This window comes from Moraxella sp. CTOTU48717 (assembly GCF_032057165.1).
In the GTDB taxonomy this organism is placed as follows: domain Bacteria; phylum Pseudomonadota; class Gammaproteobacteria; order Pseudomonadales; family Moraxellaceae; genus Faucicola; species Faucicola tetraodonis.
In genome coordinates this window covers 194,209-217,191 of record NZ_DAMBBC010000001.1, presented here as the reverse complement: position 1 = coordinate 217,191, position 22,983 = coordinate 194,209, and the positions used below count along the sequence as shown (strand labels likewise).

Annotated in this window: 26 protein-coding genes; 18 read left to right on the top strand and 8 right to left on the bottom strand. The window is 42.7% G+C overall.

Annotated features, from left to right (window positions below):
- Positions 1-8: 8 nt before the first annotated feature.
- The 5 genes from scpB to RT084_RS01095 all read right to left on the bottom strand — a co-directional run bounded on the left by scpB (position 9) and on the right by RT084_RS01095 (position 4,148).
- Positions 9-554, bottom strand: coding sequence for an SMC-Scp complex subunit ScpB (gene scpB, locus RT084_RS01115; RefSeq protein ID WP_065252380.1), 546 nt, complete (start codon positions 552-554; stop codon positions 9-11).
- The gene (locus RT084_RS01110) at positions 551-1,336 is read right to left on the bottom strand and encodes a segregation and condensation protein A (RefSeq protein WP_313097369.1); all 786 of its coding nucleotides are present in this window, start codon (positions 1,334-1,336) and stop codon (positions 551-553) included. Before RT084_RS01110 ends, scpB begins: the two co-directional genes overlap by 4 nt.
- Positions 1,336-1,941, bottom strand: coding sequence for an O-methyltransferase (locus RT084_RS01105; protein WP_219330965.1), 606 nt, complete (start codon positions 1,939-1,941; stop codon positions 1,336-1,338). Before RT084_RS01105 ends, RT084_RS01110 begins: the two co-directional genes overlap by 1 nt.
- Before the next feature lie 10 nt (positions 1,942-1,951).
- Positions 1,952-3,031 carry a tryptophan--tRNA ligase gene (trpS, locus tag RT084_RS01100; protein ID WP_312384350.1) on the bottom strand — a complete coding sequence of 360 codons (1,080 nt, stop codon included), beginning with the start codon at positions 3,029-3,031 and terminating at the stop codon, positions 1,952-1,954.
- A 127-nt stretch (positions 3,032-3,158) separates the two neighbouring features.
- Positions 3,159-4,148, bottom strand: a complete 990-nt coding sequence (locus RT084_RS01095) for an LpxL/LpxP family acyltransferase (protein WP_312384592.1) — start codon at positions 4,146-4,148, stop codon at positions 3,159-3,161.
- Positions 4,149-4,683: 535 nt separating this feature from the next.
- Between RT084_RS01095 and RT084_RS01090 the strand changes: the two genes are divergently transcribed.
- The 17 genes from RT084_RS01090 to RT084_RS01010 all read left to right on the top strand — a co-directional run bounded on the left by RT084_RS01090 (position 4,684) and on the right by RT084_RS01010 (position 17,900).
- Positions 4,684-6,774 (top strand): carbon starvation CstA family protein, encoded by a 2,091-nt coding sequence (locus RT084_RS01090; RefSeq protein WP_409418413.1) that lies wholly within the window; start codon positions 4,684-4,686, stop codon positions 6,772-6,774.
- An 86-nt stretch (positions 6,775-6,860) separates the two neighbouring features.
- Entirely contained in the window at positions 6,861-7,145 is a 285-nt protein-coding gene (locus RT084_RS01085; protein WP_007115971.1) for a YbdD/YjiX family protein, read from the top strand.
- A gap of 226 nt (positions 7,146-7,371) precedes the next feature.
- Entirely contained in the window at positions 7,372-8,691 is a 1,320-nt protein-coding gene (locus tag RT084_RS01080; RefSeq protein ID WP_312384354.1) for a tyrosine-type recombinase/integrase, read from the top strand.
- On the top strand, positions 8,691-8,882 hold the full coding sequence (locus RT084_RS01075) for a hypothetical protein (protein ID WP_312384357.1): 192 nt from the start codon (positions 8,691-8,693) through the stop codon (positions 8,880-8,882). The genes RT084_RS01080 and RT084_RS01075 overlap by 1 nt, the downstream gene beginning before the upstream one ends.
- Positions 8,883-8,986: 104 nt before the next feature.
- On the top strand, positions 8,987-10,021 hold the full coding sequence (locus RT084_RS01070; protein ID WP_312384359.1) for a hypothetical protein: 1,035 nt from the start codon (positions 8,987-8,989) through the stop codon (positions 10,019-10,021).
- Between the two features lie 120 nt (positions 10,022-10,141).
- Positions 10,142-10,393, top strand: a complete 252-nt coding sequence (locus RT084_RS01065) for a helix-turn-helix domain-containing protein (protein WP_095355724.1) — start codon at positions 10,142-10,144, stop codon at positions 10,391-10,393.
- 10 nt (positions 10,394-10,403) lie between these two features.
- Entirely contained in the window at positions 10,404-10,640 is a 237-nt protein-coding gene (locus tag RT084_RS01060; protein ID WP_312384361.1) for a hypothetical protein, read from the top strand.
- Positions 10,637-10,960: a hypothetical protein gene (locus tag RT084_RS01055; protein WP_312384362.1), complete on the top strand. Its 324-nt coding sequence runs from the start codon at positions 10,637-10,639 to the stop codon at positions 10,958-10,960. The genes RT084_RS01060 and RT084_RS01055 overlap by 4 nt, the downstream gene beginning before the upstream one ends.
- Positions 10,961-10,968: 8 nt before the next feature.
- Positions 10,969-11,487 (top strand): hypothetical protein, encoded by a 519-nt coding sequence (locus RT084_RS01050; RefSeq protein ID WP_312384363.1) that lies wholly within the window; start codon positions 10,969-10,971, stop codon positions 11,485-11,487.
- Complete coding sequence (locus tag RT084_RS01045; protein ID WP_128682292.1) at positions 11,480-11,791, top strand: hypothetical protein; 312 nt, start codon at positions 11,480-11,482, stop codon at positions 11,789-11,791. The genes RT084_RS01050 and RT084_RS01045 overlap by 8 nt, the downstream gene beginning before the upstream one ends.
- Positions 11,792-11,921: 130 nt before the next feature.
- Positions 11,922-12,371 carry a CHC2 zinc finger domain-containing protein gene (locus RT084_RS01040; RefSeq protein ID WP_312384366.1) on the top strand — a complete coding sequence of 150 codons (450 nt, stop codon included), beginning with the start codon at positions 11,922-11,924 and terminating at the stop codon, positions 12,369-12,371.
- Positions 12,364-14,361, top strand: coding sequence for a DUF3631 domain-containing protein (locus tag RT084_RS01035; RefSeq protein ID WP_312384368.1), 1,998 nt, complete (start codon positions 12,364-12,366; stop codon positions 14,359-14,361). The genes RT084_RS01040 and RT084_RS01035 overlap by 8 nt, the downstream gene beginning before the upstream one ends.
- Positions 14,362-14,701: 340 nt before the next feature.
- On the top strand, positions 14,702-14,827 hold the full coding sequence (locus tag RT084_RS01030) for a hypothetical protein (RefSeq protein WP_264755016.1): 126 nt from the start codon (positions 14,702-14,704) through the stop codon (positions 14,825-14,827).
- A gap of 331 nt (positions 14,828-15,158) precedes the next feature.
- Positions 15,159-15,647, top strand: a complete 489-nt coding sequence (locus RT084_RS01025; RefSeq protein ID WP_312384370.1) for a hypothetical protein — start codon at positions 15,159-15,161, stop codon at positions 15,645-15,647.
- Positions 15,648-15,675: 28 nt separating this feature from the next.
- Complete coding sequence (locus tag RT084_RS01020) at positions 15,676-15,930, top strand: hypothetical protein (RefSeq protein ID WP_312384372.1); 255 nt, start codon at positions 15,676-15,678, stop codon at positions 15,928-15,930.
- The gene (locus RT084_RS01015; protein ID WP_050324271.1) at positions 15,927-16,175 is read left to right on the top strand and encodes a hypothetical protein; all 249 of its coding nucleotides are present in this window, start codon (positions 15,927-15,929) and stop codon (positions 16,173-16,175) included. Before RT084_RS01020 ends, RT084_RS01015 begins: the two co-directional genes overlap by 4 nt.
- 522 nt (positions 16,176-16,697) lie before the next feature.
- Positions 16,698-17,900: an ammonium transporter gene (locus RT084_RS01010; protein ID WP_312384373.1), complete on the top strand. Its 1,203-nt coding sequence runs from the start codon at positions 16,698-16,700 to the stop codon at positions 17,898-17,900.
- 114 nt (positions 17,901-18,014) lie between these two features.
- Here the strand turns inward: RT084_RS01010 and RT084_RS01005 are convergent, their stop codons facing one another.
- Together RT084_RS01005 and RT084_RS01000 are read right to left on the bottom strand one after the other, a co-directional pair.
- Positions 18,015-19,874, bottom strand: coding sequence for a monovalent cation:proton antiporter-2 (CPA2) family protein (locus RT084_RS01005; protein ID WP_312384375.1), 1,860 nt, complete (start codon positions 19,872-19,874; stop codon positions 18,015-18,017).
- Between the two features lie 17 nt (positions 19,875-19,891).
- The gene (locus RT084_RS01000) at positions 19,892-20,644 is read right to left on the bottom strand and encodes a hypothetical protein (RefSeq protein WP_312384376.1); all 753 of its coding nucleotides are present in this window, start codon (positions 20,642-20,644) and stop codon (positions 19,892-19,894) included.
- Between the two features lie 272 nt (positions 20,645-20,916).
- Between RT084_RS01000 and RT084_RS00995 the strand changes: the two genes are divergently transcribed.
- Positions 20,917-21,618 (top strand): IS1 family transposase, encoded by a 702-nt coding sequence (locus RT084_RS00995; protein ID WP_312384377.1) that lies wholly within the window; start codon positions 20,917-20,919, stop codon positions 21,616-21,618.
- A 150-nt stretch (positions 21,619-21,768) separates the two neighbouring features.
- Here RT084_RS00995 and RT084_RS00990 read toward each other — a convergent pair whose 3' ends face one another.
- Entirely contained in the window at positions 21,769-22,806 is a 1,038-nt protein-coding gene (locus RT084_RS00990; protein ID WP_313097237.1) for a cation diffusion facilitator family transporter, read from the bottom strand.
- Between the last annotated feature and the right edge of the window lie 177 nt (positions 22,807-22,983).

Here is a 22,983-nt window from a genome sequence, read left to right as displayed (position 1 = left end):
AGCTTTTTTTATATCTCAAGCTGTTGCACATCAGCTAGCTTTGGTAAATCTTGCAAGCTTTTAAGCCCAAAGGCGGCTAAAAACGCTGCGGTGGTATGCAGTAGTGCAGGACGTCCTAGCGTATCGCGAAAGCCTTGCTCAATAATCCAGCCCTTATCAAATAGTTGCCGTAGGATATTGCTCGATACAGTCACGCCACGAATTTGCTCAATATCGCCACGCGTCACCGGTTGTTTATAAGCAATCACGCTTAACGTCTCTAATAGCGCTTGACTTAAGGTTTCTTGACGCTGGGGAAAAACTTGCTGAATAAGTGGGCTAAAGTCATTGGCGATTTGCAATCGGTAGCCGCTCGCGGTATCCGCTAAGGTTAACGCGCCTTGTGATAGACGCTGCTGCAAGACTGTGAGCGCCATGCTCAGTTGGTTTGGATTAATCGATAGCCAGTGACATAGCTGTTTGGCAGTAATCGGGGTTTCTGAGGCATGTAAAATCGCTTCGATAGATTTGCTATGCTGCTGGGCAAGCTGATGTTGTTGGTTAAAATCGGTCATGACGATGCCCATATCAAGGTTAGTTCGCTTACATCGGAAGATTCGTAATCTTGTGCGACAAACTTTAGCATCCGCTGTTTGGCTAATTCCAAAATGGCGACAAAACTCACCACCACGCCCAGTTTGCCTTGTGATTTATCTAATATGTCGTGGAAAGTGCCTTGACCACGACTTGCCAATATACGGCTAATACTTGCCATACGCTCTGCCAAAGGCACGATATCGGCTTTGACATGGTGCATTTGGTAATCGGGTTTTAGCTGCATTTTGATTAAGCTGTCGGCAAGCATGGTGGCAGGATAGGGTGCCATCTCTTTGGCTAATATATCAGGGCTTGGCAAACTGGCATATGCCAAAAACACATCGCGCTCAAGGCGCATTAACGCATCGATACGCTGACTGGCGTGTTTGATTTGGGCGTATTGTTCAAGTCTGTCAATCAGCTGCTTGGTGGGGTTTCTTTCATCTTCTGGTCGTTGAGGGCTTGGTAGCAGCAATTCGCTTTTGATAGCAATTAAGGTACTTGCCATCAGCAAATAATCGCCTGCTAACTCAAAATGATTGTCATCCAATTCCTCAATATAAGTCAGGTACTGCTCGGTAATCGGCAAAATTGCTGTGGTGGTGATATCAAAGTTATTTTTTTTGACTAAGTACAACAAAAAATCCAGCGGACCTTCAAACTGCTCTAGCCAAATGGCAAAGGCTTCAGGCGGAATATAGAGGTCTTCTGGCAGACTTTGAACAGGCGTCTCAAAAATTCGAATGGCTAAATTGGTCACTACTGTCGAACCGCCACAAACAATCCTGCCCCAATTGATAGGGTAGCGCACAGATAGTTGTTGTCCTGTTCAAAGGCTGACAAAAACGCTGCTACTTCATCGGCATGAGAAATGACATTATCGACAATCAACATATCGCCAAAGGTCAACAATCGCTTAAAGTCAGCCACATAGTCGCCATAAAACCTGCGCTCTGCGTCCAAGAAAATCACATCAAAATGGGCAGTTGACTGACGTAAAAAATCCTTGGCATCGACTTGTTGTAGCGTGATATTGTGGTCAAACTTCAAGGTGCGCAGGTGATTGCGAGCAGTTAGTAATCGCCATTCATCGATATCAATCGATGTCAATGTGGCAGTATCCGCGGTATTGGCGCGATTGATTTGGGCTAACGCATAGCCTAGCCATAGCGTAGAGTAGCCCGTTGATGTGCCAATTTCTAACATATTTTTAGCCCGCTTACTGATAACCAGACTGGCAAGAAACTCGGCTGAATCAGGCTCAAGGTGGCGATGTCGGTTGAGACGGTTGGGCTGCGCATCGTCAAAGGCTTTATCGATTTGATAAAGCCTATCGGTGTAGGCTTTAAAGTGGGCAAATGACATGAGTGACTCGTTATTTTTTGAGTTTGGCAAGGGGTTTGATACCAATGGCTTTTCGTACTTTTTCTAGGCGTTTTCGCGCATCACGGCGGGCTTTTTCTGCGCCCATTTGTAGGATTTCTTCCAATTCTTTTGGATTCGCCATCAATTCATTGTAACGAGCACGGAAAGGGGCAATTTCGCTGTTAATTTTTTCAAACAACATTTCTTTGGCATCGCCCCAACCGATACCTTGCTCAAAACGTTGACGCAGTAGTTGTTGTTCTTCTGGGCTAGCGAATGCACGATAAATCTCAAAAATCGTGGACTCATCGGGGTTTTTGGGTTCTTCTGGCAACTGTGAATTGGTGACAATACGCATGATGGCTTTTCGCAGCGCTTTTTCACCATCTATTTGTGGGTCGTCGCCAAACAACGGAATGGTATTGCCATAGCTTTTTGACATTTTACGACCATCAAGCCCCGTCAGTAGCGGCGTGTCATCATCTACCATGGCTTCGGGCAGTACAAAAATCGGTTTTTCTGGGTCACAATAGCGAAAATTAAAGGTACCTGCTATATCACGTGCCATCTCGATATGCTGGATTTGGTCTTTACCCACAGGGACATGGGTGGCATTGAACATCAAAATATCCGCGGCCATTAGCACAGGATAACTAAATAACCCCATCGAAATGCCATAATCAGGGTCAGTGTCTGGCGTTTCACGGTTAGCATCTACGGCGGCTTTGTAGGCATGCGCACGGTTCATTAAGCCTTTAGCACAGTTACAGTTGAGTACCCAAGTTAGCTCTGGAATTTCGATAATATCCGACTGGCGGTAAAACACCACGCGCTCAGGGTCGAGACCACAGGCAAGCCACGTAGCGGCAATTGCCTTGGTCGATGCATGAATCGCCTCAGGGTCGTGGCATTTGATGAGTGCGTGCAAATCCGCCAAGAAAAAATAAGCATCGCTTTCTCCCGTACTCGCGCCTTGTATCGCCGATTGTATGGCTGGGCGAATGGCACCGACATAGTTGCCAAGATGGGGAATTCCACTGGTGGTAATACCTGTTAAAATGCGGCGCGGCGCGGCTGTTTTGTCATTCATATTCAAAATTCCAAACAAAAGCAAAAAAAGTACAAAATAGGCAAAAAAATTGTCCGTTAGTATAGCGGGTTTTGACTACAAATTCATGCCAAAAATTGGCTGAGCTCCATGAGCCAAATGAGCAAAATTAGCGGTAATAGCGGATACCAGTAGGCTGGGTTTTATAGCGCCGATGAAACCACATGTATTGGGTCGGGTCGATACGGATATAATTTTCTAATAGCTGATTGATGCGATTGGCATCCGCTAATTCATCTTCGGTTGGGTAGTTGTCAATAATAGGCGAGAAGATGATGTGATAATGCGGTTTGCGACCTTTTGGCATCTCATCCGGGGTTTCCCGATAGAAATGCAATATCATCACGGCAGGCAGATTGGCTTTATTGCCCAGTTTTGCCATACGACGTGGTGCAGTCAAAGTGGCAGCGGGTACCCCAAAAAAGTCTGCCATCACGCCTTGTTTTAGCCCAAAATCTTGGTCGGGGGTGATCCATACCACATGATTATCTTTAAGGTTTTTGGCAAAATGGCGCATATTGCGATGACTGATTTGGTCGCTATAAACTTTTGAGCGAGCATTAAAAATGAACCAATCAAGCAGCGCATTGTTTTGCGGTCGATACACCACATCCAGCGGGGTAAACATGGTGGTCAGCCGTCCACCCAAATCGAGCAAAGTCGAATGGATACCGAGTAAAATCACCGCTTTACCTTGCGATTGGGCGTTTTTTACATGTTGCAGCCCTGATACAGTGACGCAGCGGGTAAATACATCCGGTCGATACCACGCACACAGACTCTCAAACACACCCACACCGGCATTGATAAAAATCTTCTCTGCCATCTCTAAACGCTGATCTTCGCTAAGCTCTGGAAACGCCAATGACAAATTGGTCAAAGTATCGGCTCGGCGGCTTTTAATCAGTCCAAATAACAATTTTCCCAGAAAATGACCGATTTTAAATTGATAGCGCAACGGCAAATAAATCAATGGCAAAATCAGCGCGACCCCAAGCCAAATCCCCCAATATTGCGGCAACAAAAACTGCCACTGAAAAGGCTTACGCGCTGTACGGTTATCTGATTGCAGTTTTTGCAACTCGCTCACCTTTGGCATGCCTTCAAGTGTTACAGTTGACTGATGTAGCAGATTGGCATCGGCATTACTGGCAGTATCAACCGGAGGCATTTTGGCTGTTGGGTCAAACATTTGGGGCTTATGATTTTGGGTTGGTTTCATAGGGTATGTTTCATTAAAAAAAGCATAAAAAAATATAAGAAAAGACATAAAAAATGCAAAAATAAATGCCGTGGCAGTGACTCGGTCGATTAAGTTTGTAAAGCTGGTCAAAAAATATAAGCTAAAATGTACAGGCATTTAAGCCGATTGGGTCATTATACCAAACAACGACGCAGGCTAAAGCCAGTAAATTTAGTATATATTGGGTAACAGTCATACATTGAATGACGAATAACCATTAATCCATGTTACAATTTGCAAAATATTACAAAAAACTAGCAATGATTATTTAACGTAATTACATGTTGATTTAGTTCCATTTAACACAATTGCTTTTTAACATACTTGCGTTTATCTCTATCCTAGGATGATCTTCATATAAAAAGGAGTTGACATGCAGACAAATTCCGCAATGACAAGTAACTCCCCCATGCTATCAAAGATAGTATGGTTACTTGTTGCAATTATTGGCGCAGTGGCATTAGGGACAATTGCCCTTCACCGCGGCGAAAGTATCAATGCCGTGTGGCTTGTTGCTGCTGCCGTGTGTTCGTATAGCATTGCTTATCGCTACTATAGCTTATTTATCGCCAAAAAAGTCTTTGAGCTCAATCCTCGCCGCGTGACACCGGCTCACCGCCTAAAAGATGGCTTAGATTATGTGCCTACCAATAAATACGTCTTATTTGGTCACCACTTTGCTGCGATTGCTGGGGCAGGCCCATTAGTCGGTCCTATCTTAGCGGCACAAATGGGTTATTTGCCAGGTACGCTATGGCTCATCATTGGTGTGGTATTTGCAGGTGCGGTACAAGATTTTACTGTACTATTTATCTCGACCCGCCGTGATGGCAAATCACTGGGTGAAATGGCAAAAGACGAGCTGGGTACTTTTACGGGTATTACGGTGATGCTCGGTGCGCTAGGCGTGATGGTCATCATTCTTGCAGTACTGGCACTGGTAGTCGTCAAAGCATTGGCACACAGTCCTTGGGGGCTATTTACCATCGCGGCAACGATTCCTATCGCGCTACTGATGGGCATCTACATGCGTTATTTACGCCCAGGTAAAATCATGGAAGTGTCTATCATCGGCTTTGTGTTGATGATGGCGGCGATTGTATTTGGTGGCGATATTGCCAAAGACCCTGCGATGGCTGAATTGTTTACCTTGACCGGTACCCAGCTGACTTGGGCTTTGATGATTTATGGTGTGGTGGCATCGGTATTGCCTGTGTGGCTGCTGCTTGCGCCGCGTGATTATTTATCTACTTTTTTAAAAATAGGGGTGATTGTAGGTTTGGCACTGGCGATTGTCTTTACCATGCCAGAGTTAAAAATGCCTGCGGTTACCAAATTTATCGATGGTACAGGTCCGGTATTCAAAGGTGGGTTATTTCCGTTCTTGTTTATTACCATTGCTTGTGGTGCTATCTCTGGTTTTCACGCCTTGGTATCGAGTGGTACGACCCCAAAACTTGTGGACAATGAAGTAGATACTCGCGCCATTGGTTATGGTGGTATGCTCATGGAGTCGATGGTTGGTATCATGGCAATGATCTGTGCCACCATTCTTGACCCTGGTATGTATTTTGCGATTAATGCCCCAGCAGCGCTTTTAGGTACAACCCCAGAGACAGCGGCAGCCGCTATCCAAAAATTGGGGTTTGTAATTACCCCCGAGGCGCTTACGACGCTAGCGCAGCAAGTGGGTGAGAGCTCCATTATCTCACGGACAGGCGGTGCGCCGACCTTTGCGATTGGTATGGCGCATATCCTATCGTCTATCTTTGGTAGTACGGCGATGATGGGGTTTTGGTATCATTTTGCGATTTTATTTGAAGCCTTGTTTATTTTGACTGCCGTAGATGCAGGGACGCGTGCTTGTCGTTTTATGGTACAAGATACCATCGGCATCGTGGTGCCGTCGGTGCGTAATTCAACCAATCTCGGCGTGCATTTGCTTGCGACTTTAATTGCAGTAGCCGCTTGGGGCTTCTTTGTCTACCAAGGCGTCATTGATCCGCTTGGGGGCATTAACTCATTGTGGCCACTATTTGGCATCGGCAACCAAATCTTGGCAGCGATGGCATTGACCCTAGGTACTGCAGTTTTATTTAAAATGAAAAAACAAAAATATGCTTGGGTCACTGTGGCACCCACGGTCTTCTTATTGATTACCTGTTTGACGGCAGGTTGGCAAAAAATCTTCCATGAAAATCCAGCGATTGGTTTCTTGGCACAAGCGCACAAATACAGTGCCGCGATTGCCAAAGGTGAGGTGTTAAAACCTGCCAAAACCTTGGATGAGATGCAAACCATCGTATTCTCAAACTATGTGGATGCCGTGCTTTGTGGCTTCTTTATGATTGTGATGATTGTCATGATTTTCGGTACGATTCGCGCATTAACAAAAGCCTTGGCAAGTGATAAACCTACCGTGGTTGAAGGTGAGGCGATTTATGAAGATCCAAAACCCTTGAATATTTCTGCACCGCATTAGTGAAAAATTGACAGTGATTGCACTTATATTTGTGCAATTGCTTGGATTTCACCAAAACCATGCTGGGCAGATAGGAGGAGAGTCACATGAGTAATAATGCGTTAATCGCCAACTTGATTAAAATGACCTTGAAGGCGCAAAAGGAGGTAATTTTTAGCCCAAAAAATATGACCCGCCTAATCACGCTGGTCAAACGGATGCAACAAAGCTTTCGTTTGATGGTCGGTGTCCCTGATTATGCGACTTACGTCAGCCATATGCAGGAGCAGCATCCTGACCTAGAGCCGATGGATGAAAAGACCTTTTTTCGCTACTGCGTCGATGCGCGCTACCCGAGTAATGGCGGTGGCATGAAGCGATGTCCTTGCTAACGCTATAAATCGGTAAAAAACAGTCTAAAATTAGACGGTATTTAGATAAAACTTAGCACCGCATTAACAAACTTAATAAAACCGCAAACCCTTGTAATTATTGCATTACAGGGGTTTTTTATTTAATATTGTTGTATGAAATAGCATGGAATAGTTTGTTGTTATGGCTACTAAATGGCTATTAAATTGGCTACTAAATGGCTATTGAATTTAAAAGGTTAAAGTTATGGCTATGCAAGGTTTAAAGACAGTTACCCAGCTAGATAAGGCGATTAAGGAAACCACCAAAACAACACCTTATTCAATCGCAGGTTATAGCGGTTTATTTCTTGGTGTAGAAGTCAGCAAGCATACAGGCAAAAAGACCGCAATTTTTAAACACCGCTACAGCCACCCTATTTTGAAAGGTAAACGCCCTACAATCACACTAGGACAATATCCAGCTTTTACCCTAGAACAAGCCCGCCAAGCCTACAATGACAACCTTGCTATATTGGCAAAAGGCATTGACCCTATAGAACACCGCCAAGATGAAAAGCAAAAGGAAATAATAGACAGGCAAAACACACTAGAACACTTTATCAATCAGTGGCAGGCCAATCAGCAAAGAAAAGAATTAAGCCCTAGCACATACGCCAAGATTGAAAAAAATTTAGCGATTATAAGAAAGCATTTTAGCAATATGCGAATTACTGATATTAAACCTAGTCACGTTATTAAATTTGTTAATTCTATCCAAGAAACTAGCACAAATAGGGGGATAAGGATTAAAGGGGAATTAAAGGCAATTCTACAGTTAGCTAAAGCGAATGGGGTTATTGAGTACAATCCAGCCAGCGACCTACAAGGAACAATTAAAACTCATAAAACCAAGCATTACCCAGCAATCACCATGCCCGCAGAATATGGCAGGTTATTAAACGACATTGACAGCCTAGCCGATAGCCCACTATTTCAAAAAGAGATTTTGCAATTATTGGCTTTAACCCTTGCCCGTGTTGGTGATATTTGCGCTATGAAGTGGAGTGATGTAAACCTACTTACTAAGCAATGGGAATTTAGACCACAAAAGGCAGGCAACCGTGACGATATGACTGATATAGTAACGCCACTTGCACCGCAGGCAATAGCCATTTTAGAACGTATGAAAGCTAAAACAGGCGGTTATGAATATGTTTTTCATAACACTAGACGAAAACAGGAAAAACACACGCACCGCCAAGAAATTAATAAAGTATTGAATAGCCCTACCATGAATGACGGACAAGGCTATAAAGGCATACACAGCCCGCATGGGTTCAGAGCCAGTGCAAAGACAATGTTAATGGAACGGCTAGGCTATGATGAATTAATCACAGAGTTACAGCTAGGCCACCGCATGATGAACAGTTACGGGCGAGCGTATAGCCGTATGGATATGTTAGACCAGCGCAGAGCCATGTTAATCGATTGGGCGAACTACTTAGACGATTTAAGAGCAGGCAAGATTGATAATATTATTTACCTGGATAAAGCCAAAGCCAACCAACAGGCGGTTAATGAATAATGAATACTACCCCAGCCAATAAAAACACCTTGCCAGCAATGGACACCAAGCCAACCGCAAGCGGGCATATTTTGGTGATGACCCATGAGCAGATAGACCAGCTAGGCGATATCCTGGACAATCCTTTTTTACCACTGAATGACCTACAAAAGGCGTTATTTATGCGGGGCTATCGCTTGATTAGAGTTTAAGACCAGTTTTGCAAGGCTAGGAACTGCAGCCCGAAAGCGGGGAATTTTCGCACCAAACCCCGCCCGCCTTGCACCCTCTTTTATTGGTGCGTATGGTGCAAGTTATGGCTTTATACGAGTATAAAGAATTTTTAAACTTTCATGATGTGGCAAGATATTTACATGATAGAGAAATAGAGTATTTCAACCCCTATGATGACAATGATATAAATAGATTAAGGAATTTTATTTTAGATTTATACAATGAAGATAAACTGCACCCAGTATTTTATTACGATGGTTTAGCTAGATATGGTTTTGAATTAGATACAAGCCTTATTTTATTAAGGGGTTGGATTAATGTAAGTAAAAAAATGATTACGGATTTATTTAATGATTCTAAAATTGATTTAAACGTAAATGATTATTTGAAGGTTTATAAATTACATTCAGATACAGAAAATACCAATATTGGGGATATCATTGAAGATGACTTAAATAATTATATTTATATGGATACAAGTAGATATAAACTTGACCCGCCGAAAATAGATGGTGATGGAAACCTTATCCCACCAAAAAAAAGAATGGATATTGTATTTGAAGTTTTAAAAGAATATGGCGAAGATATAAAGCATAACCCAGCATTGAAATTAGAGGATTATCACGACAGATTACCTAAAATAATTAAAAATGATATATGGTTAAATTTTGATGAATTACTCTATCCTAAAATTGACTTAGACAAGCTATTTGACACTAAAGCCCAAATAGATAATAGTGAATTGATTGAACAAATATCTAAACTTAAAAGTAAGCTAACAATCGCTAACGATACTATTGCTAGCCAAATGGCTGAATTAGCTATCGTTAAAGCCAAATTAGATAATTTAGAGCAGAAAGGTGGGCTATATCAAAGCAACAAGGCAGCAGATGATGAGCAAGTAAAAGATAAAAGCAAAGAAGCTATTAGCCGATTGGTATATGTTTTATTAGATTTAGCAAAATTTGACGTAACCGCCCATAGTGGCAATGATAATTTAGCTATTGAAACTCATAGCCAAAAACTACTAAATAAACCACTTACCAAACCATTTATTGCGGAATGGCTTAAAAATGCCATTAATGCCAAAGAGAAACACGCCAAAAATCAAACCTAGTTTTTAGGTAAATATCACAAACTTTTAGGGCAATATTACCGTAATATTGCCTTATTTCATTTTTAGCACCCTTTCATAATACGCCTTACAACATAACCCCACTTGTAAGGAGTAAAGGCAATGAGCCACACCACCACGCCAAAAGGCGAAAATCAAACAAATATTACTTTTAGTGATATTGCCAACAACCCGCAGGGCTTAACCCCGCTTAACGACACAGCCAAGCTATTTAACCGCCACGCTGAAACATTGCGTAGATGGGTAAGAGCAAAAAATAATCCTTTCATTAAGCCAGTCAATGTTAATGGGTTTTATTTTTTCAAAAATAGCGACCTTTTGGAATTTATCGAAAAGCAACAGGCAACAGCATAAGGGGCAAACCATGACAGCGAATACAAGCAAACCCAAACGCATAACCAAACGCCAACAAGTAAAAAACCGCCTTTTAGCGGGCGAGGTTTTAACCGTGCGTGACATTATCCATATGGGTATTAACCGCCCAACCGATATCATTTGGCTATTGCGCAAAAAGGGCATGGATATCATTAGCCTTGATTGCAAAGACCCAGCCACAGGCGAACAGTACGTAAAATACTACCTACAGGAAACCACCGCATGAATGAGCCAGTAAACCCAGCGTTTTTTGCTGAATTTGATAAATACAAACGTATCGTAGAAAAGTATGGGGAGGACAGCGAACAAGCCATAAACCAGTTTATGAAAGTGTTTGAGTTATCGCCCGAATATATCAAGCAGGAAGCCCACGCAAAGGCTAAAGAACTGGACTTGATACCACCTATAAGCGGTTACAGTGATGATGGCGAACCGCTTTATAGCGCAGCAGATATAGCCGCCAAACTTGGCATAGATGAAAGTGAAGCGATAAGCCGCCTAGATGAATTGGGCGTATATCAAGGTAATATTAATCGCATACAGTGAGCAGAATTATGAACCGGTATAAAGACACCACCTACAACCCAAACACGCTAGAAACGCTTAAAAATGGGCAAATTGACACTAGCACAAAGGTAACTTTACTCGATATGGTAAAAAGCATATTACTAGCGGTTTTGATGATTGGTTTATTGCTACTCATTAGCAGTTATCATCAAGCCCACCCAAAAAATAACTTGCAAAGTGTGGCGGGCGTGATTGATAATAAAGACCTCTCAAAATCACATAGCGGACAAGCCAGCCGTTACCCATTGGCTTTTTTTGTGCCTAAATTTCGCTTACTCTCTCAAAGTGGCGATAATAAAGCACAAATCCACCCACCCCAATTCACAGGGGTAAACCGTCATATCATGCCAGCATTGGCAGCCGTTTATGATGGGGTGACATTGAAAAATAAGCCAATAGGCGAATATTCAAGGCGGTTCTATGTGACCGAGAGTGAACCCCATCACCCTATGACTTTTCATAGTGTGGTATTAACTCAAAACTACATAGGAGGCTATCATGCCTAAGTCAATCAATACCCTTTTACCACGCCCACAAGCAACCACCCAAGCCGAACTACAAAATCAGATTGATAGCTTGAACGGTGATATTTACGACAATCTAACCTTGCATAGTAGCCATTTGGAAATGCTATTCAAAATGGTAAGAACTGCTATTGATGATTTAACCAACGATAACGCACCACATCACGCCATTTCACAGGCTAAACAATCGTTACTCATTGCCCAATACTTAATTGATGAATTTGATTATTGTATTCAAAGCATGATTGAAGCCCACCCATTGTATAAAGCGGAGGGCAAAGTTTGAATAAAACCAACAATAACAGCAGTAAAAATAAGGCGCGTCATGCGCTTTATTTGCTTAAGTGGTGCAGATGTACCAGCCACGACACAAAACGCTCACAGCGCAAAATTAAAGCCATTGGCAAGGGGTTAAGATGAGTAATCTTACTACAAATGAAAAAGCCCACACCGCTACAGACGGCATGGACTTTGAAAAACAAAATAGCATTGGACAGCAAACAAGCAAGCATAATGTAAACCAAGCGGCAGACAATGGCAAGCACAAAACCAACATATTAGCCCAAATCTTAAACCGCCCCAAAAATCAGAAGTTTAAAGGCAAAAAGCAATTTAACCCTAACAAACTACCCAAGCCCCAAGCGTTTTATGCACGTTTCAGCATTGCCATAAAGGTGGCAGGCTGGAACATGGCGAAATGCCCATTTCATGATGACAAACACGCCAGTTTATCGGTTAACGGTTCTCACGGTGGCTATGTATGCCACGCTTGTGGCGCAAAGGGTAGCTTAATCGGTTTTTACATGGCAATGACTAACAAAGATTTTAAAACCGCTATGACTGATTTAGGGGCGTATGATGAATAACGAATTAATCAACCGTGATTTACTACTACAAGCCATTAAAGCGGTAGCGGGTAAAGATAAAAAGCTAATTAGCATGGGCGCAGGCGTGCGTGATATCACCGCCTTTTACCCCTACTATGCAGACAATCAAGAATTGTTTGTTAAGGTGCGAATTGATAAAGATGGCAGCAAATGGATAAAGCCATTCTATTATGATGGGAACTGCTACCGATTAGGCGAACACCCAGCCACCAAAGACCCAAACTACAAAAAGCCCTTGTATCATCAACCATTGCTAGATGATACGGTTTATATCGTAGAGGGTGAAAAATGCGTGCATAGCTTGTTAGAAATTGGCTTGACTGCTACCACCACAGGCGGGGCAACGTCAATTAATCAATGCGATTTAACCCCACTACAGGGCAAGCGGTGCATTGTATGGCGTGACAATGATAAGAGCGGGCAAGATTGGCAGGCAAACCTACTGCAAGCCTTAACTGCCTTAGATATCGCCTATGATGTGATTGATGTGGACAAGGTGCAGTTACCCACAGGCGAACCTATGCCAGCAAAAGGCGATTGTTACGACCTAATACAAGCGTATTTTGCAGATGGGCAGGACAGTAGTGGCATTATTGAGATTATCCAAACCTTGCCCACTTATCAGCCGCTTACCAGCATTGAAACCACCGCCAACCCATTGGCAGATGATGACCCATTGCAGGAACTAGAAAATAAAAAGCAGCAATTAATCGCTTGTATTCAAGAACTGGCAAAACTTGATGATATTAAAATTACGCTTGCATTGGGTGAAGTAGCAAAACGGTTTGGCGTGAGCAAAGATAAAATCTTAGCATTAGTGAGCGAGCAAAAGCAGGGGCAGCTTGTGGCAGAAATAGAACCCTATCATGAGCCAGTAACGCATGACGAAATATACACCGCCCTTTATTCATTGGTTCATGAACACATGGCGATAGATGAGCCGTTAAAGGTGGCGTTTGTGTTATGGGTGATATTCACTTATTTAACCGATATTAGCGATTTTGCCCCGATTGCATGGATAACCGCACCCGAGAGGCAATGCGGTAAAAGCACCCTTTTAGGCTTGTTTGAGCGTGTTGTTAATAAGCCGATGGCATTTAATAACATTACCCAAGCCGTGCTATATCGAGTAATGGAACAATTTAAACCTACCTTACTTATTGATGAGATAGACACCAGCCTAAAGGATAAAAACGAGTTATTAGGCATTGTTAACGCAGGCTATAGCAGACACGCCAGCAACGTACCCCGCATGAACCAAGACAAGGGCGGTATTGTAGAAAAGTTTGATGTTTTTGGGGCGAAAGTATTTAGCGGCATTGGTGAGATGAAAGGAACTTTTGCCAGCCGTGCCATACGTTTTGAGTTAAGGCGCAAAACCAACAGCGACAAGGTTAAACGCTTTAATAAGCGAACCTTACCGCATGAAACCACCAACGAAATACAAAGCAAGGTTAAACGGTGGGCAGTAGATAACCGCCAAGCGGTGCAGGCAGTACAAACCCCACTACTACAAATCAATGATAGGGATTTTGATAATTGGGAAATACTGCTACAGATTGCTACCGTATTGGGTGTATATGACAAGGCGTTACAGGCGTGTTTGATTATCTGTAATCGCAAAGATGAGCCGAGCCTTAACGAAATGCTACTTTCAGATATTAGAGAAGTGTTTACTACTGAACGCATTAAAAGCGTGGATTTATTGGCCAGGTTAAATGCTGATGATGAAAAATGCTGGAGTACATTTAAAAATGGTTCGCCAATGGATATTTATCAATTAGCTACTAAATTAAGAAAGTTTGGGATAACGTCAAAAGGCATGAGAGTAGCAGGCGAACCAGGAACAGTAAAAGGATATGAAAGGGCGGATTTTGTGAAAGTATGGGCGAATTATTTGCCACCGCAGGAACTAGAACAAAACCCATTTTTAACGCCTTTTATTGATAGCCCACAAAAAACGGCATAGAAAATGGTAACACGGTAACAACCTAGTATTATCAAGGCTTAGAGCGATTTTAAAGCGGTAACATTTTAGATTGATGTTACCGTTTTTAATTGTCTGAAACCCGCCACCCATGCGGATTGTTACCATGTTACCGATTTTGTAGGGTATTTTAGAGCGCATATTGTTTTTAGATAATATTTTAAGATTGGGCAGGCATGATGGGGTATGGTGATTTTAGCCATGCCCTTTTTCTTTGGTCAACACTTCAAAGCCAGTATTATCAAGGGATTGAGCCTAAAAATACCCCAAAAAATGCTAATATTGGTCAACACCTCATTAAGCACACCACCACGCCCACCCATTGCCCCATATCGCCACGTTAAGCCATTGGATAGGCAAACCCACCACCGACACCACAGGCAAGCTAGAGAAACCGCCCACGCCAAAAATGGCGAAAGGATATTTTGCCTTTCGTTATCAACCATAGGCGCAAAGGTAGTTTTTCATAAATTTGTGAAAAACCTAAACCAGCAAGCCAGCCATGTTTATATGAACATACCAAGCCTAAGTATAGGACTGTCGAAAATCAGACATACATAGCGGCATAGTCATTTTAACCATACCCAAAACTGAACACCACCACAGCCACCAAGCCAGCAATAACAAGCCATTGGCAAAAAGTGAACACCAAACCGAACAGCAAAGCCGAACGATAGGCGGGCATGATTGATTTAACAAATGACTGTAACAGCCCACTGTTAAAGATACGCAACACTGATGTATGATAAAATACACTAAATTTGCTTAATGATTTAGATATGGGAAAACTAGCCACAGCTCACAGCCTTAGCGATTATCCAAAGATGACGATTACCAGCGTTAAGCACAGGCTAGGACAACACGCCAAAGCAATCCACCTTGATTATTCTTTTAGGGGTAAGTCATACGGCTATGATGTTGGAATTACCACCTCATCATGCCATTACGGTAATTATCGCTATTGGTTTAATTGTCCTAACTGCAATAAACGAGTAGGCGTTTTATATTGTGCAGGGGTTTATGTATGCAGGCATTGCATTGGTGCGAACTATGCCACCCAGTTAATGCAGCCGATTGATAAACTATTTCGCAAAGTGGCAAAGATTAGACACCGCCTACAGTGGCAGCAAGGTATAGCAAACGGACATGGCAGCCGCCCCAAAGGTATGCACCGCAAAACCTATGATAGATTAGTCAGTGAGCATGACCGCATAGCCGACCACTTGCTAGGGCTTGAATTAGAATGGGTAAGCAAACTTAAACGCTAATACAGCAGATTATAGGAGTAATGAGCAAATGAAATTACCCAACCTAAACGACCTTATCGCAGATTTACAGCTTGCCAAAGATATAGCGATTAGAAACGAGAACGCCAACAGCCTTGTAACTGCTACCCTTGCACAAGCTAAGTTACTTGGACTAGATAAGCCAGCGAAAGAGCCAGCGCAGCAGATTGATGTTAATGTAAGTTATGTTACCCCACTACCCGACAATTTAGCCGAATTATCAGCCACTGAACTAGCAAAACTTTATTTTGAGGTCATGCAATGAAACTAGATGATATTTTGCAGGAATTGGAAGCCGCTAGACAAATGGCGATTGAGGAAAGAAAGCCAGCGTCAATGATACAAGCAAGTATGGCAAAGGCTAAGTTACTTGGATTGGATAAAGGCGATACATTGACGATTAAACACAATGAGCCGCCAGTATTCAACATTCAGCCAGTGCGACCAGTAACGCAATGGGAAAGAGATGAGTTTAGAGAGATAGCAAAAGAAGTTTTAGCAAAGGTTTAACGAGTGGTTTTTTGATTGGCGAACCACTACAATAATTTCGTAGTGAGTTTTTACACACATTAGGCGGTAGAGTTTTCGGACAAGTTAACCCTACTTTTTGCATACGTTAGGCGGTAGAGTTTTCTGCACAGTACGAGCAAGGACTTTTTAGACACGTTAGGCGGGCATGATTTTAGCTAGTTACAAAAAATAAATTCTATCTAAATTCATCAAAAATTTTAGTAATTGGCTATTAAATTGGCTACTAAAAGAAATTTAATTATTTAAAAATATATTATTATCAATAACTTAATTATAATTAAAACCGCCTAAAATTAGGCTGTTTTTTTTATCAAAAATTGAATTGTTAATTTTTGTAAATATTGGCAATGATTTTGCATACAATTGCCAGCTTGTCGATTGACCGCACGTCGTTGATGCCTCGCTTAGGGGCAAAAAGGGATAGCGGTTAAAAAGATTTATTGCTTTAGCAAGCGTTTTTAATTTTGCCTAAGTGTTTGACCATGTGAGTGAGGTGTGTTAATGCAGCAGCCAGTTTTGCATTCAAGTTTAGATGTGTTGTTTTTATTGATTGGGTCAGTGATGATTCTAGCGATGCATGCAGGTTTTGCGTTTTTAGAATTAGGGACAGTCAGGGCAAAAAACCAAGTCAATGCACTCGGTAAGATTTTGGGCGATTTTTGTATTTCCACCATTGCCTATTACTTTATTGGCTATCCACTTGCGTATGGTATCAATTTTTTTCATAGTACTGATGTTTTGTTGCTCGGCAATGGCTATGAGCTGATGAAGTTTTTCTTCTTACTGACTTTTGCCGCCGCAATTCCCGCTATCGTATCAGGTGGGGTAGCAGAACGTGCCAAAATATTGCCGCTTTTTTTGGCGACCTTTGTAATTGTGTCTTTCTTTTATCCTGTGATGGAAGGGGTGGTATGGAATGGCAATTATGGGTTGCAAGGTTTTTTTGCGTCGCTATTTGGGGTGCAATTTCATGATTTTGCAGGTTCTATCGTGGTGCATGCGTTTGGTGGTTGGATAGCCTTGGGCGCGGTGTTGTTGCTTGGTGTCAGACGTAACCGCTATAAACACGGCTATGCCAGTACCCATCCACCGTCATCTATTCCGTTTTTGGCATTGGGTTCATGGATTTTGATTGTCGGTTGGTTTGGCTTTAATGTCATGTCGGCACAAAAAATCGGCAATATCTCAGGACTAGTAGCTGTCAATTCGCTGATGGCGATGGTGGGCGGTACTTTGGTGTCGATGATAGTGGGCAAAAACGACCCAGGTTTTATGCATAACGGTCCGTTGGCAGGTCTGGTGGCAGTGTGTGCAGGCTCGGATATCATGCACCCTTTAGGCGCCTTGGTGGTCGGTGGTATCGCGGGCGGGTTGTTTGTATGGTTATTTACCTTTACCCAAAATCGTTTAAAAATTGATGACGTACTTGGCGTATGGCCGCTGCATGGGGTGTGCGGATTGTGGGGTGGGATTGCCGTGGGTATCTTTGGGCAACATTGGCTTGGTGGTCATGGTGGCGTGAGTTTTTGGGCGCAGCTGCTCGGCAGTGTGATGGGCGTCCTTTTTGCGACAGCGACAGGATTTTTGGTGTATGGGATTATCAAGCAGTTCATGGGACTACGTTTAGGCGATGAAGAAGAGTTTAATGGCGCGGATTTGTCGATTCATAAAATATCCTCTACCTTTGATCGTGATATGTTTTAGTGATTTGATTTTTGGCCATTTAGGTTCTAGCTATTTAGATTTTAGTTATTTGGTTGAAAAAAGGCAATCGTGAACGTGATTGCCCTTTTTTATTGTTTAATGATTCGTATGTGGCTAATGGGGCTTGGGTTCATCAGCCAATTTTTCAAACCGCTCTTTTTCTTTATGGAGTTCATTTTTCGCGGTGGTCATATCGCTATCGAATAAGCTTTCGAGTTCTTGAATCGCCGATTGTGCTGAGGCAATCATCTCTGCTTCATCTTCATAGATGGCGCGCTGCCGTTCAATCAATGCGTCATCATAATCGCGGAACATTTGCACGGTTTTTCGTGCGGTTTTTGGCTCCATGCCCAATACTTCCAAGGTTTCGCGTGACATATCCAGCGAAGATAGGTAGGTTTCTCGCCAAATATACTTAACCCCCGCATCGCGCAAACGATAATAATGCTCACGGTTTTTGGCACGTGCCAAGATGGTCAGATGCGGATAATTGCGTACGGCATAATCGGCCACCGTTGCCGACAGCTCGATATCACCAATGGCAATAATAAAAACTTTGGCTCGTTGAAGCCCTGCTGCGCGTAGGATTTCAGGATTTTGGGGATTGCCATAGTATACTTGGTTACCAAATTTGCGGACGAAATCGACTTGGTTGGCAGATTTTTCAATCGCGGTAAATTCAATATTGTGCATACGTAGCACACGACCGATGATTTGCCCGACACGTCCAAAGCCTGCAATCACCACCGCGTGCTCATGGTTGGGTATTTTGTCGTATTCTTTACTGGGCTTAGCTTTGGCAAATATCGGATTGCCAATTTTTTCCAGTAATAAAAATGCCAGTGGCGTCATTGCCATTGAGACAGTCACCACAAGGTTTAGAATATTTTGTTGTTCACGGGTTAACAGATGCTGGGCGGTCGCCACGCTAAACAGTACAAAGGCAAATTCCCCGCCTTGTGCTAGCGTTACCCCAAGACGGATACTGCTTTCGTTTTTGTTGCCCATGAGCCGCGCAATGATTGTCAGCACCACAAACTTAATGAGCATCAGCAATACTGCCAAACCAATGATGAGAAAGGGCTTGGCGACAATTAATTTGACGTTGGTAAGCATACCGACTGACATAAAAAACAGCCCAAGCAGCAACCCCTTAAATGGCTCAATACTTGCCTCTAACTCGTGGCGGTATTCGGAGTCAGCCAGTAGCACCCCGGTTAAAAATGCCCCAAGTGCCATTGACAAGCCTATATAATTCATCAATAGCGACACACCCAGTACGATAAACAACGCCGTGGCGGTGAGCAGCTCGGTGGCGTTACTAGAGGCCACGAACTTAAAGAAAGGACGTACCACAAACCGACTGACAAATATCATGCCAGCAAAAATACTGATGACTTTGGCAAAATAAATCCAATCGTAATTTTGCTCTTGCGCGCCCGACAAAAATGGCAATGCGGCAAGTAAAGGAATAACCGCGATATCTTGAAACAATAAAATAGTAAAGGCTTGTTGACCATGCGTGGTGGCAAGCTGCTTCTTTTCACCCAATAACTGCAACACAAACGCCGTAGATGACAGCGCCAAGCCAAAACCGATGACAAAACTATTTGATAGCCGAATATCTAAAAAATACCACGATAGCAGCATCAGCACCACGCCCGTGACAATCACCTGCAGCCCGCCTAACACAAAAATCTGTTGCCTAAGTGCCCAAAGCCGAGAGGGCTGTAGCTCTAAGCCAATAATAAATAATAGCAGCACGACCCCAAATTCAGAAAAATGCAGCAAGTCATCGGGGTTACCCGCAACTTTCAAAAAACTTGGACCCAGTAGCAAACCGGTAAACAAATAACCCAATACCGTGGCGATACCAAAACGCTTTGCAAGCGGTATCAAAATCACTGCCGCACCCAAAAAGATAGTTGCGTCAAGCATCATAGAACTATCAGCACTGGCGGCAAGCACAAACATACAAAACCTCAATATTTTTAATTTTTGACAAAAATTTTCCAAATCCCGTTATCGGCAATCGCATTTTTATAGGCGTCATTGCGTTTCTTACGGGGAGTTTGCCGACTGTCCACCACTTTAAAGTCTGCTAACGTTTGAATCACCAAACCTGTGCGATAAAAACGAATCCGTTCAGGCTCTAGCAATTCACCTTTGGGATTGCGACAAAACACATAAGCACGTAAATCAATAAATTCACGATGCGCCACCAGCCGCACGTCTTCGCCTTTGGCTAAGGCATTTTCCATCGCCATCAACTGGGCATCCTCATACGGACCGCATTTTTCAACCAGTGCACCCACCGAGCCAAAATTTTTGGACTCTTTGGCTTTGGTACGGGTCAAATGTAGTTTTTGCACATGATAAATAAACTGCGGTATCTCAAGGCTTGCGGGTAATGGCAGATAATCAGGCGGCAATCCTGCCGAAGGATAAAACGCTTTGGCGCGATCAATCAAAGCTTGCCAGGTTTGCTCATAGCTTTGCACCTCTGCCAAATTGCCTGCATAAATAGGCAAATCTTGAATTTGGGTCAGATAGGGCGGCGGAAAAAAATTATCCCGAAACTGGGTAATATCTGCTTGCAAGGTGGACAGCAATAACTTGACCTGTTTTTTATGCGACTTTTCATCAACCAGTAATGCTGAGGGATTGCCATTATCTGAGTCTGAGCCATCAGATTGGGTGAGATGCAAGTTGGGTGCCACGAAAGGTGCAGAACGGTGTGTCATACGCGTTTACCTCCAGTAAGCTAATGATTTTTATATAGATTTAATAGAAACTTAATATAGATATTAAATACAGATGTTTAATTATTTGGCAAACGTTTAGCAAGCGTTTAGCAAATAAGGCTTGCCACAGCAGCGTGCTGATTCATCCTAACATATTTAGCCTAAGTAATGCGCACAATTAAGCAATTAATCGTAAGAAGGTAGTGGTTTGAAAAGTATGCTGAAGTATAAATAAAAAAGACAGCTTGAGAAAAAGATGATAATTTGAGGTTATGAAGACACAAATTACAATCAAATGCCCAAGCTGTCTAAGTTTCAGTATAAAGAAAAATGGATGGAAAATCTACGGCAAACAGAACTATCAATGTAAAGACTGCCATCGGCAATTTATCCATGACAGTGAACTAAAGTATAAGGGATGTCAAAGTTTCATTGAAGACAAAATTCGCTTAATGTTAGTTAGGGGATGTAGCATTGCTGACATTGTAGCCATTGAAAAGGTTAGCAAATACAAGGTTCTAAGTGTTCTAGTACAATCTAACTATCAGATAAAACCAAAGAGGCGCTATTATCGTCGATTGCAAGTCGATGAATTTTGGACGTATGTGGGTTGCAAGAGAAACAAAGTGTGGCTGGTCTATGCTTACGACCCAGATACCAATGAAATTGTTACCTTTGTATGGGGTAAGCGTAATTTAACAACAGCAAAACAGCTTAGAGCAAAGCTTCAAGAGCTGGGTGTTAATTTTGGCTATGTTTGCTGTGATAACTGGGATAGTTTTCTGACCGCTTTTGATTTTGATTTTAAAAATGTTGGCAAATACTATACGGTCGATATTGAAGGTAATAATAATCTTTTTAGGCACAGAATGAGGCGAGCTTTTAGAAAAACTTGCTGTTTTTCCAAGAAGCTCATTAATCATTTTAAGGCTTTTGATTTACTGTTTCACTATGTCAATTATGGCTGGGTCTAGTGAACATACTTTTTAGACCACAGCCCGTAAGAAAAGTTAAATAGCCAAAGCCATTCAAACTAAAAATCCAAAATTACAACAACCCAAAAACAAAACCAATGATGCTCAGCGGCAGCACCGATTTTTTGGCACCTTAGGTCAAAAAGTCGGTTAGTGCGCGTGCGCATGGACAGGGGGTGCGCTAGTAATATCACAATTAAACTGCGCGGAGTGCGCATGCAAATCACTCTCAAATTGAATGGTACTGTGCCCAATGCCTAAATGCTGTAACTCATGCTGTAAGTCTGATAATAGCGCATCAGTTTGCTGCAGGGTCAGCGAGCTTGGAACGATGATATGACAAGATAAACTATGTAAGCCGCTGGTAATCGTCCAAACATGTAAATCATGAACCGATAACACGTTTGGGTGGGCAGAGAGGGTTTTGATAATAACGCTTTGGTCAATATCATTGGGCGCGCCTTCCATCAAGATATGGGCGGCGTTTTTGACGACAGCATAGCCACTGCGGACAATCAGTAGCGCCACCAAAATACTCACTGCCGCATCTGCCCACACCCAGCCAAACAGCATAATCACAATAGCAGCAATAATCGCAGCCACCGAGCCTAGCAAGTCACTTAATACATGTAAATAAGCGCTTTTCATATTGAGATTATCGGTATCACCACCGTGCATCAGTTTGACCACCACCAAATTGACGATAAGCCCAATAGTACTGATAACTAGCATACCCGTGGTGGCGATTTGTGGCGGCGCTTCAAAACGCAGTACCGCTTCATAGATAATACCTGCACTGATAATCAGTAGCGTTACCCCATTGATGAGCGCAATCAAAATCTCAAAACGGCGATAACCAAAAGTTTTATGAGAGGTAGCGGATTTTTTACCGATGATAAACGCAAACAAAGTCATGGCAAGTGACACCGCATCACTAAACATATGACCTGCATCTGATAACAACGCCAAACTGCCGGTAATATAACCGCCGATGACTTCAACAATCATATAGCTTGCAATGATGGCAAACGCTATGGTGATGATACGCTGATTATCGGTATGGCTGTGACTGTGACTGTGACTGGGGCTGTGGTCAGCATCCTCATGGCGGTGATTGTTGCCATGACCATGCGCATTAGGGTGCACATCAGTAGGCTGCTTTGAATCTTGAAGCGGTTTTGGGGTCATTGTTATGTCCTTATGGTGATGATTGTTGCCATGACTATGCGCATTAGGGTGCACATCAGTAGGCTGCTTTGAATCTTGAAGCGGTTTTGGGGTCATTGTTATTTACTTACCCTAATCAATGGCAAAAATTAGCTAAATTGTAGCCCAATCAGCGAGTTGAAAAAAGCCCATTTAAAC

Coding starts and splice junctions, on each gene's coding strand:
- scpB (WP_065252380.1), bottom strand. CDS start 554: ATGACCGATTTTAACCAACAACATCAGCTTGCCCAGCAGCATAGCAAA.
- RT084_RS01105 (WP_219330965.1), bottom strand. CDS start 1,941: ATGTCATTTGCCCACTTTAAAGCCTACACCGATAGGCTTTATCAAATC.
- trpS (WP_312384350.1), bottom strand. CDS start 3,031: ATGAATGACAAAACAGCCGCGCCGCGCCGCATTTTAACAGGTATTACC.
- RT084_RS01095 (WP_312384592.1), bottom strand. CDS start 4,148: ATGCCAAAGGTGAGCGAGTTGCAAAAACTGCAATCAGATAACCGTACA.
- RT084_RS01090 (WP_409418413.1), top strand. CDS start 4,684: ATGACAAGTAACTCCCCCATGCTATCAAAGATAGTATGGTTACTTGTT.
- RT084_RS01085 (WP_007115971.1), top strand. CDS start 6,861: ATGAGTAATAATGCGTTAATCGCCAACTTGATTAAAATGACCTTGAAG.
- RT084_RS01080 (WP_312384354.1), top strand. CDS start 7,372: ATGGCTATGCAAGGTTTAAAGACAGTTACCCAGCTAGATAAGGCGATT.
- RT084_RS01075 (WP_312384357.1), top strand. CDS start 8,691: ATGAATACTACCCCAGCCAATAAAAACACCTTGCCAGCAATGGACACC.
- RT084_RS01070 (WP_312384359.1), top strand. CDS start 8,987: ATGGCTTTATACGAGTATAAAGAATTTTTAAACTTTCATGATGTGGCA.
- RT084_RS01065 (WP_095355724.1), top strand. CDS start 10,142: ATGAGCCACACCACCACGCCAAAAGGCGAAAATCAAACAAATATTACT.
- RT084_RS01060 (WP_312384361.1), top strand. CDS start 10,404: ATGACAGCGAATACAAGCAAACCCAAACGCATAACCAAACGCCAACAA.
- RT084_RS01055 (WP_312384362.1), top strand. CDS start 10,637: ATGAATGAGCCAGTAAACCCAGCGTTTTTTGCTGAATTTGATAAATAC.
- RT084_RS01050 (WP_312384363.1), top strand. CDS start 10,969: ATGAACCGGTATAAAGACACCACCTACAACCCAAACACGCTAGAAACG.
- RT084_RS01045 (WP_128682292.1), top strand. CDS start 11,480: ATGCCTAAGTCAATCAATACCCTTTTACCACGCCCACAAGCAACCACC.
- RT084_RS01040 (WP_312384366.1), top strand. CDS start 11,922: ATGAGTAATCTTACTACAAATGAAAAAGCCCACACCGCTACAGACGGC.
- RT084_RS01035 (WP_312384368.1), top strand. CDS start 12,364: ATGAATAACGAATTAATCAACCGTGATTTACTACTACAAGCCATTAAA.
- RT084_RS01025 (WP_312384370.1), top strand. CDS start 15,159: ATGGGAAAACTAGCCACAGCTCACAGCCTTAGCGATTATCCAAAGATG.
- RT084_RS01020 (WP_312384372.1), top strand. CDS start 15,676: ATGAAATTACCCAACCTAAACGACCTTATCGCAGATTTACAGCTTGCC.
- RT084_RS01015 (WP_050324271.1), top strand. CDS start 15,927: ATGAAACTAGATGATATTTTGCAGGAATTGGAAGCCGCTAGACAAATG.
- RT084_RS01010 (WP_312384373.1), top strand. CDS start 16,698: ATGCAGCAGCCAGTTTTGCATTCAAGTTTAGATGTGTTGTTTTTATTG.
- RT084_RS01005 (WP_312384375.1), bottom strand. CDS start 19,874: ATGTTTGTGCTTGCCGCCAGTGCTGATAGTTCTATGATGCTTGACGCA.
- RT084_RS01000 (WP_312384376.1), bottom strand. CDS start 20,644: ATGACACACCGTTCTGCACCTTTCGTGGCACCCAACTTGCATCTCACC.
- RT084_RS00995 (WP_312384377.1), top strand. CDS start 20,917: ATGAAGACACAAATTACAATCAAATGCCCAAGCTGTCTAAGTTTCAGT.
- RT084_RS00990 (WP_313097237.1), bottom strand. CDS start 22,806: ATGACCCCAAAACCGCTTCAAGATTCAAAGCAGCCTACTGATGTGCAC.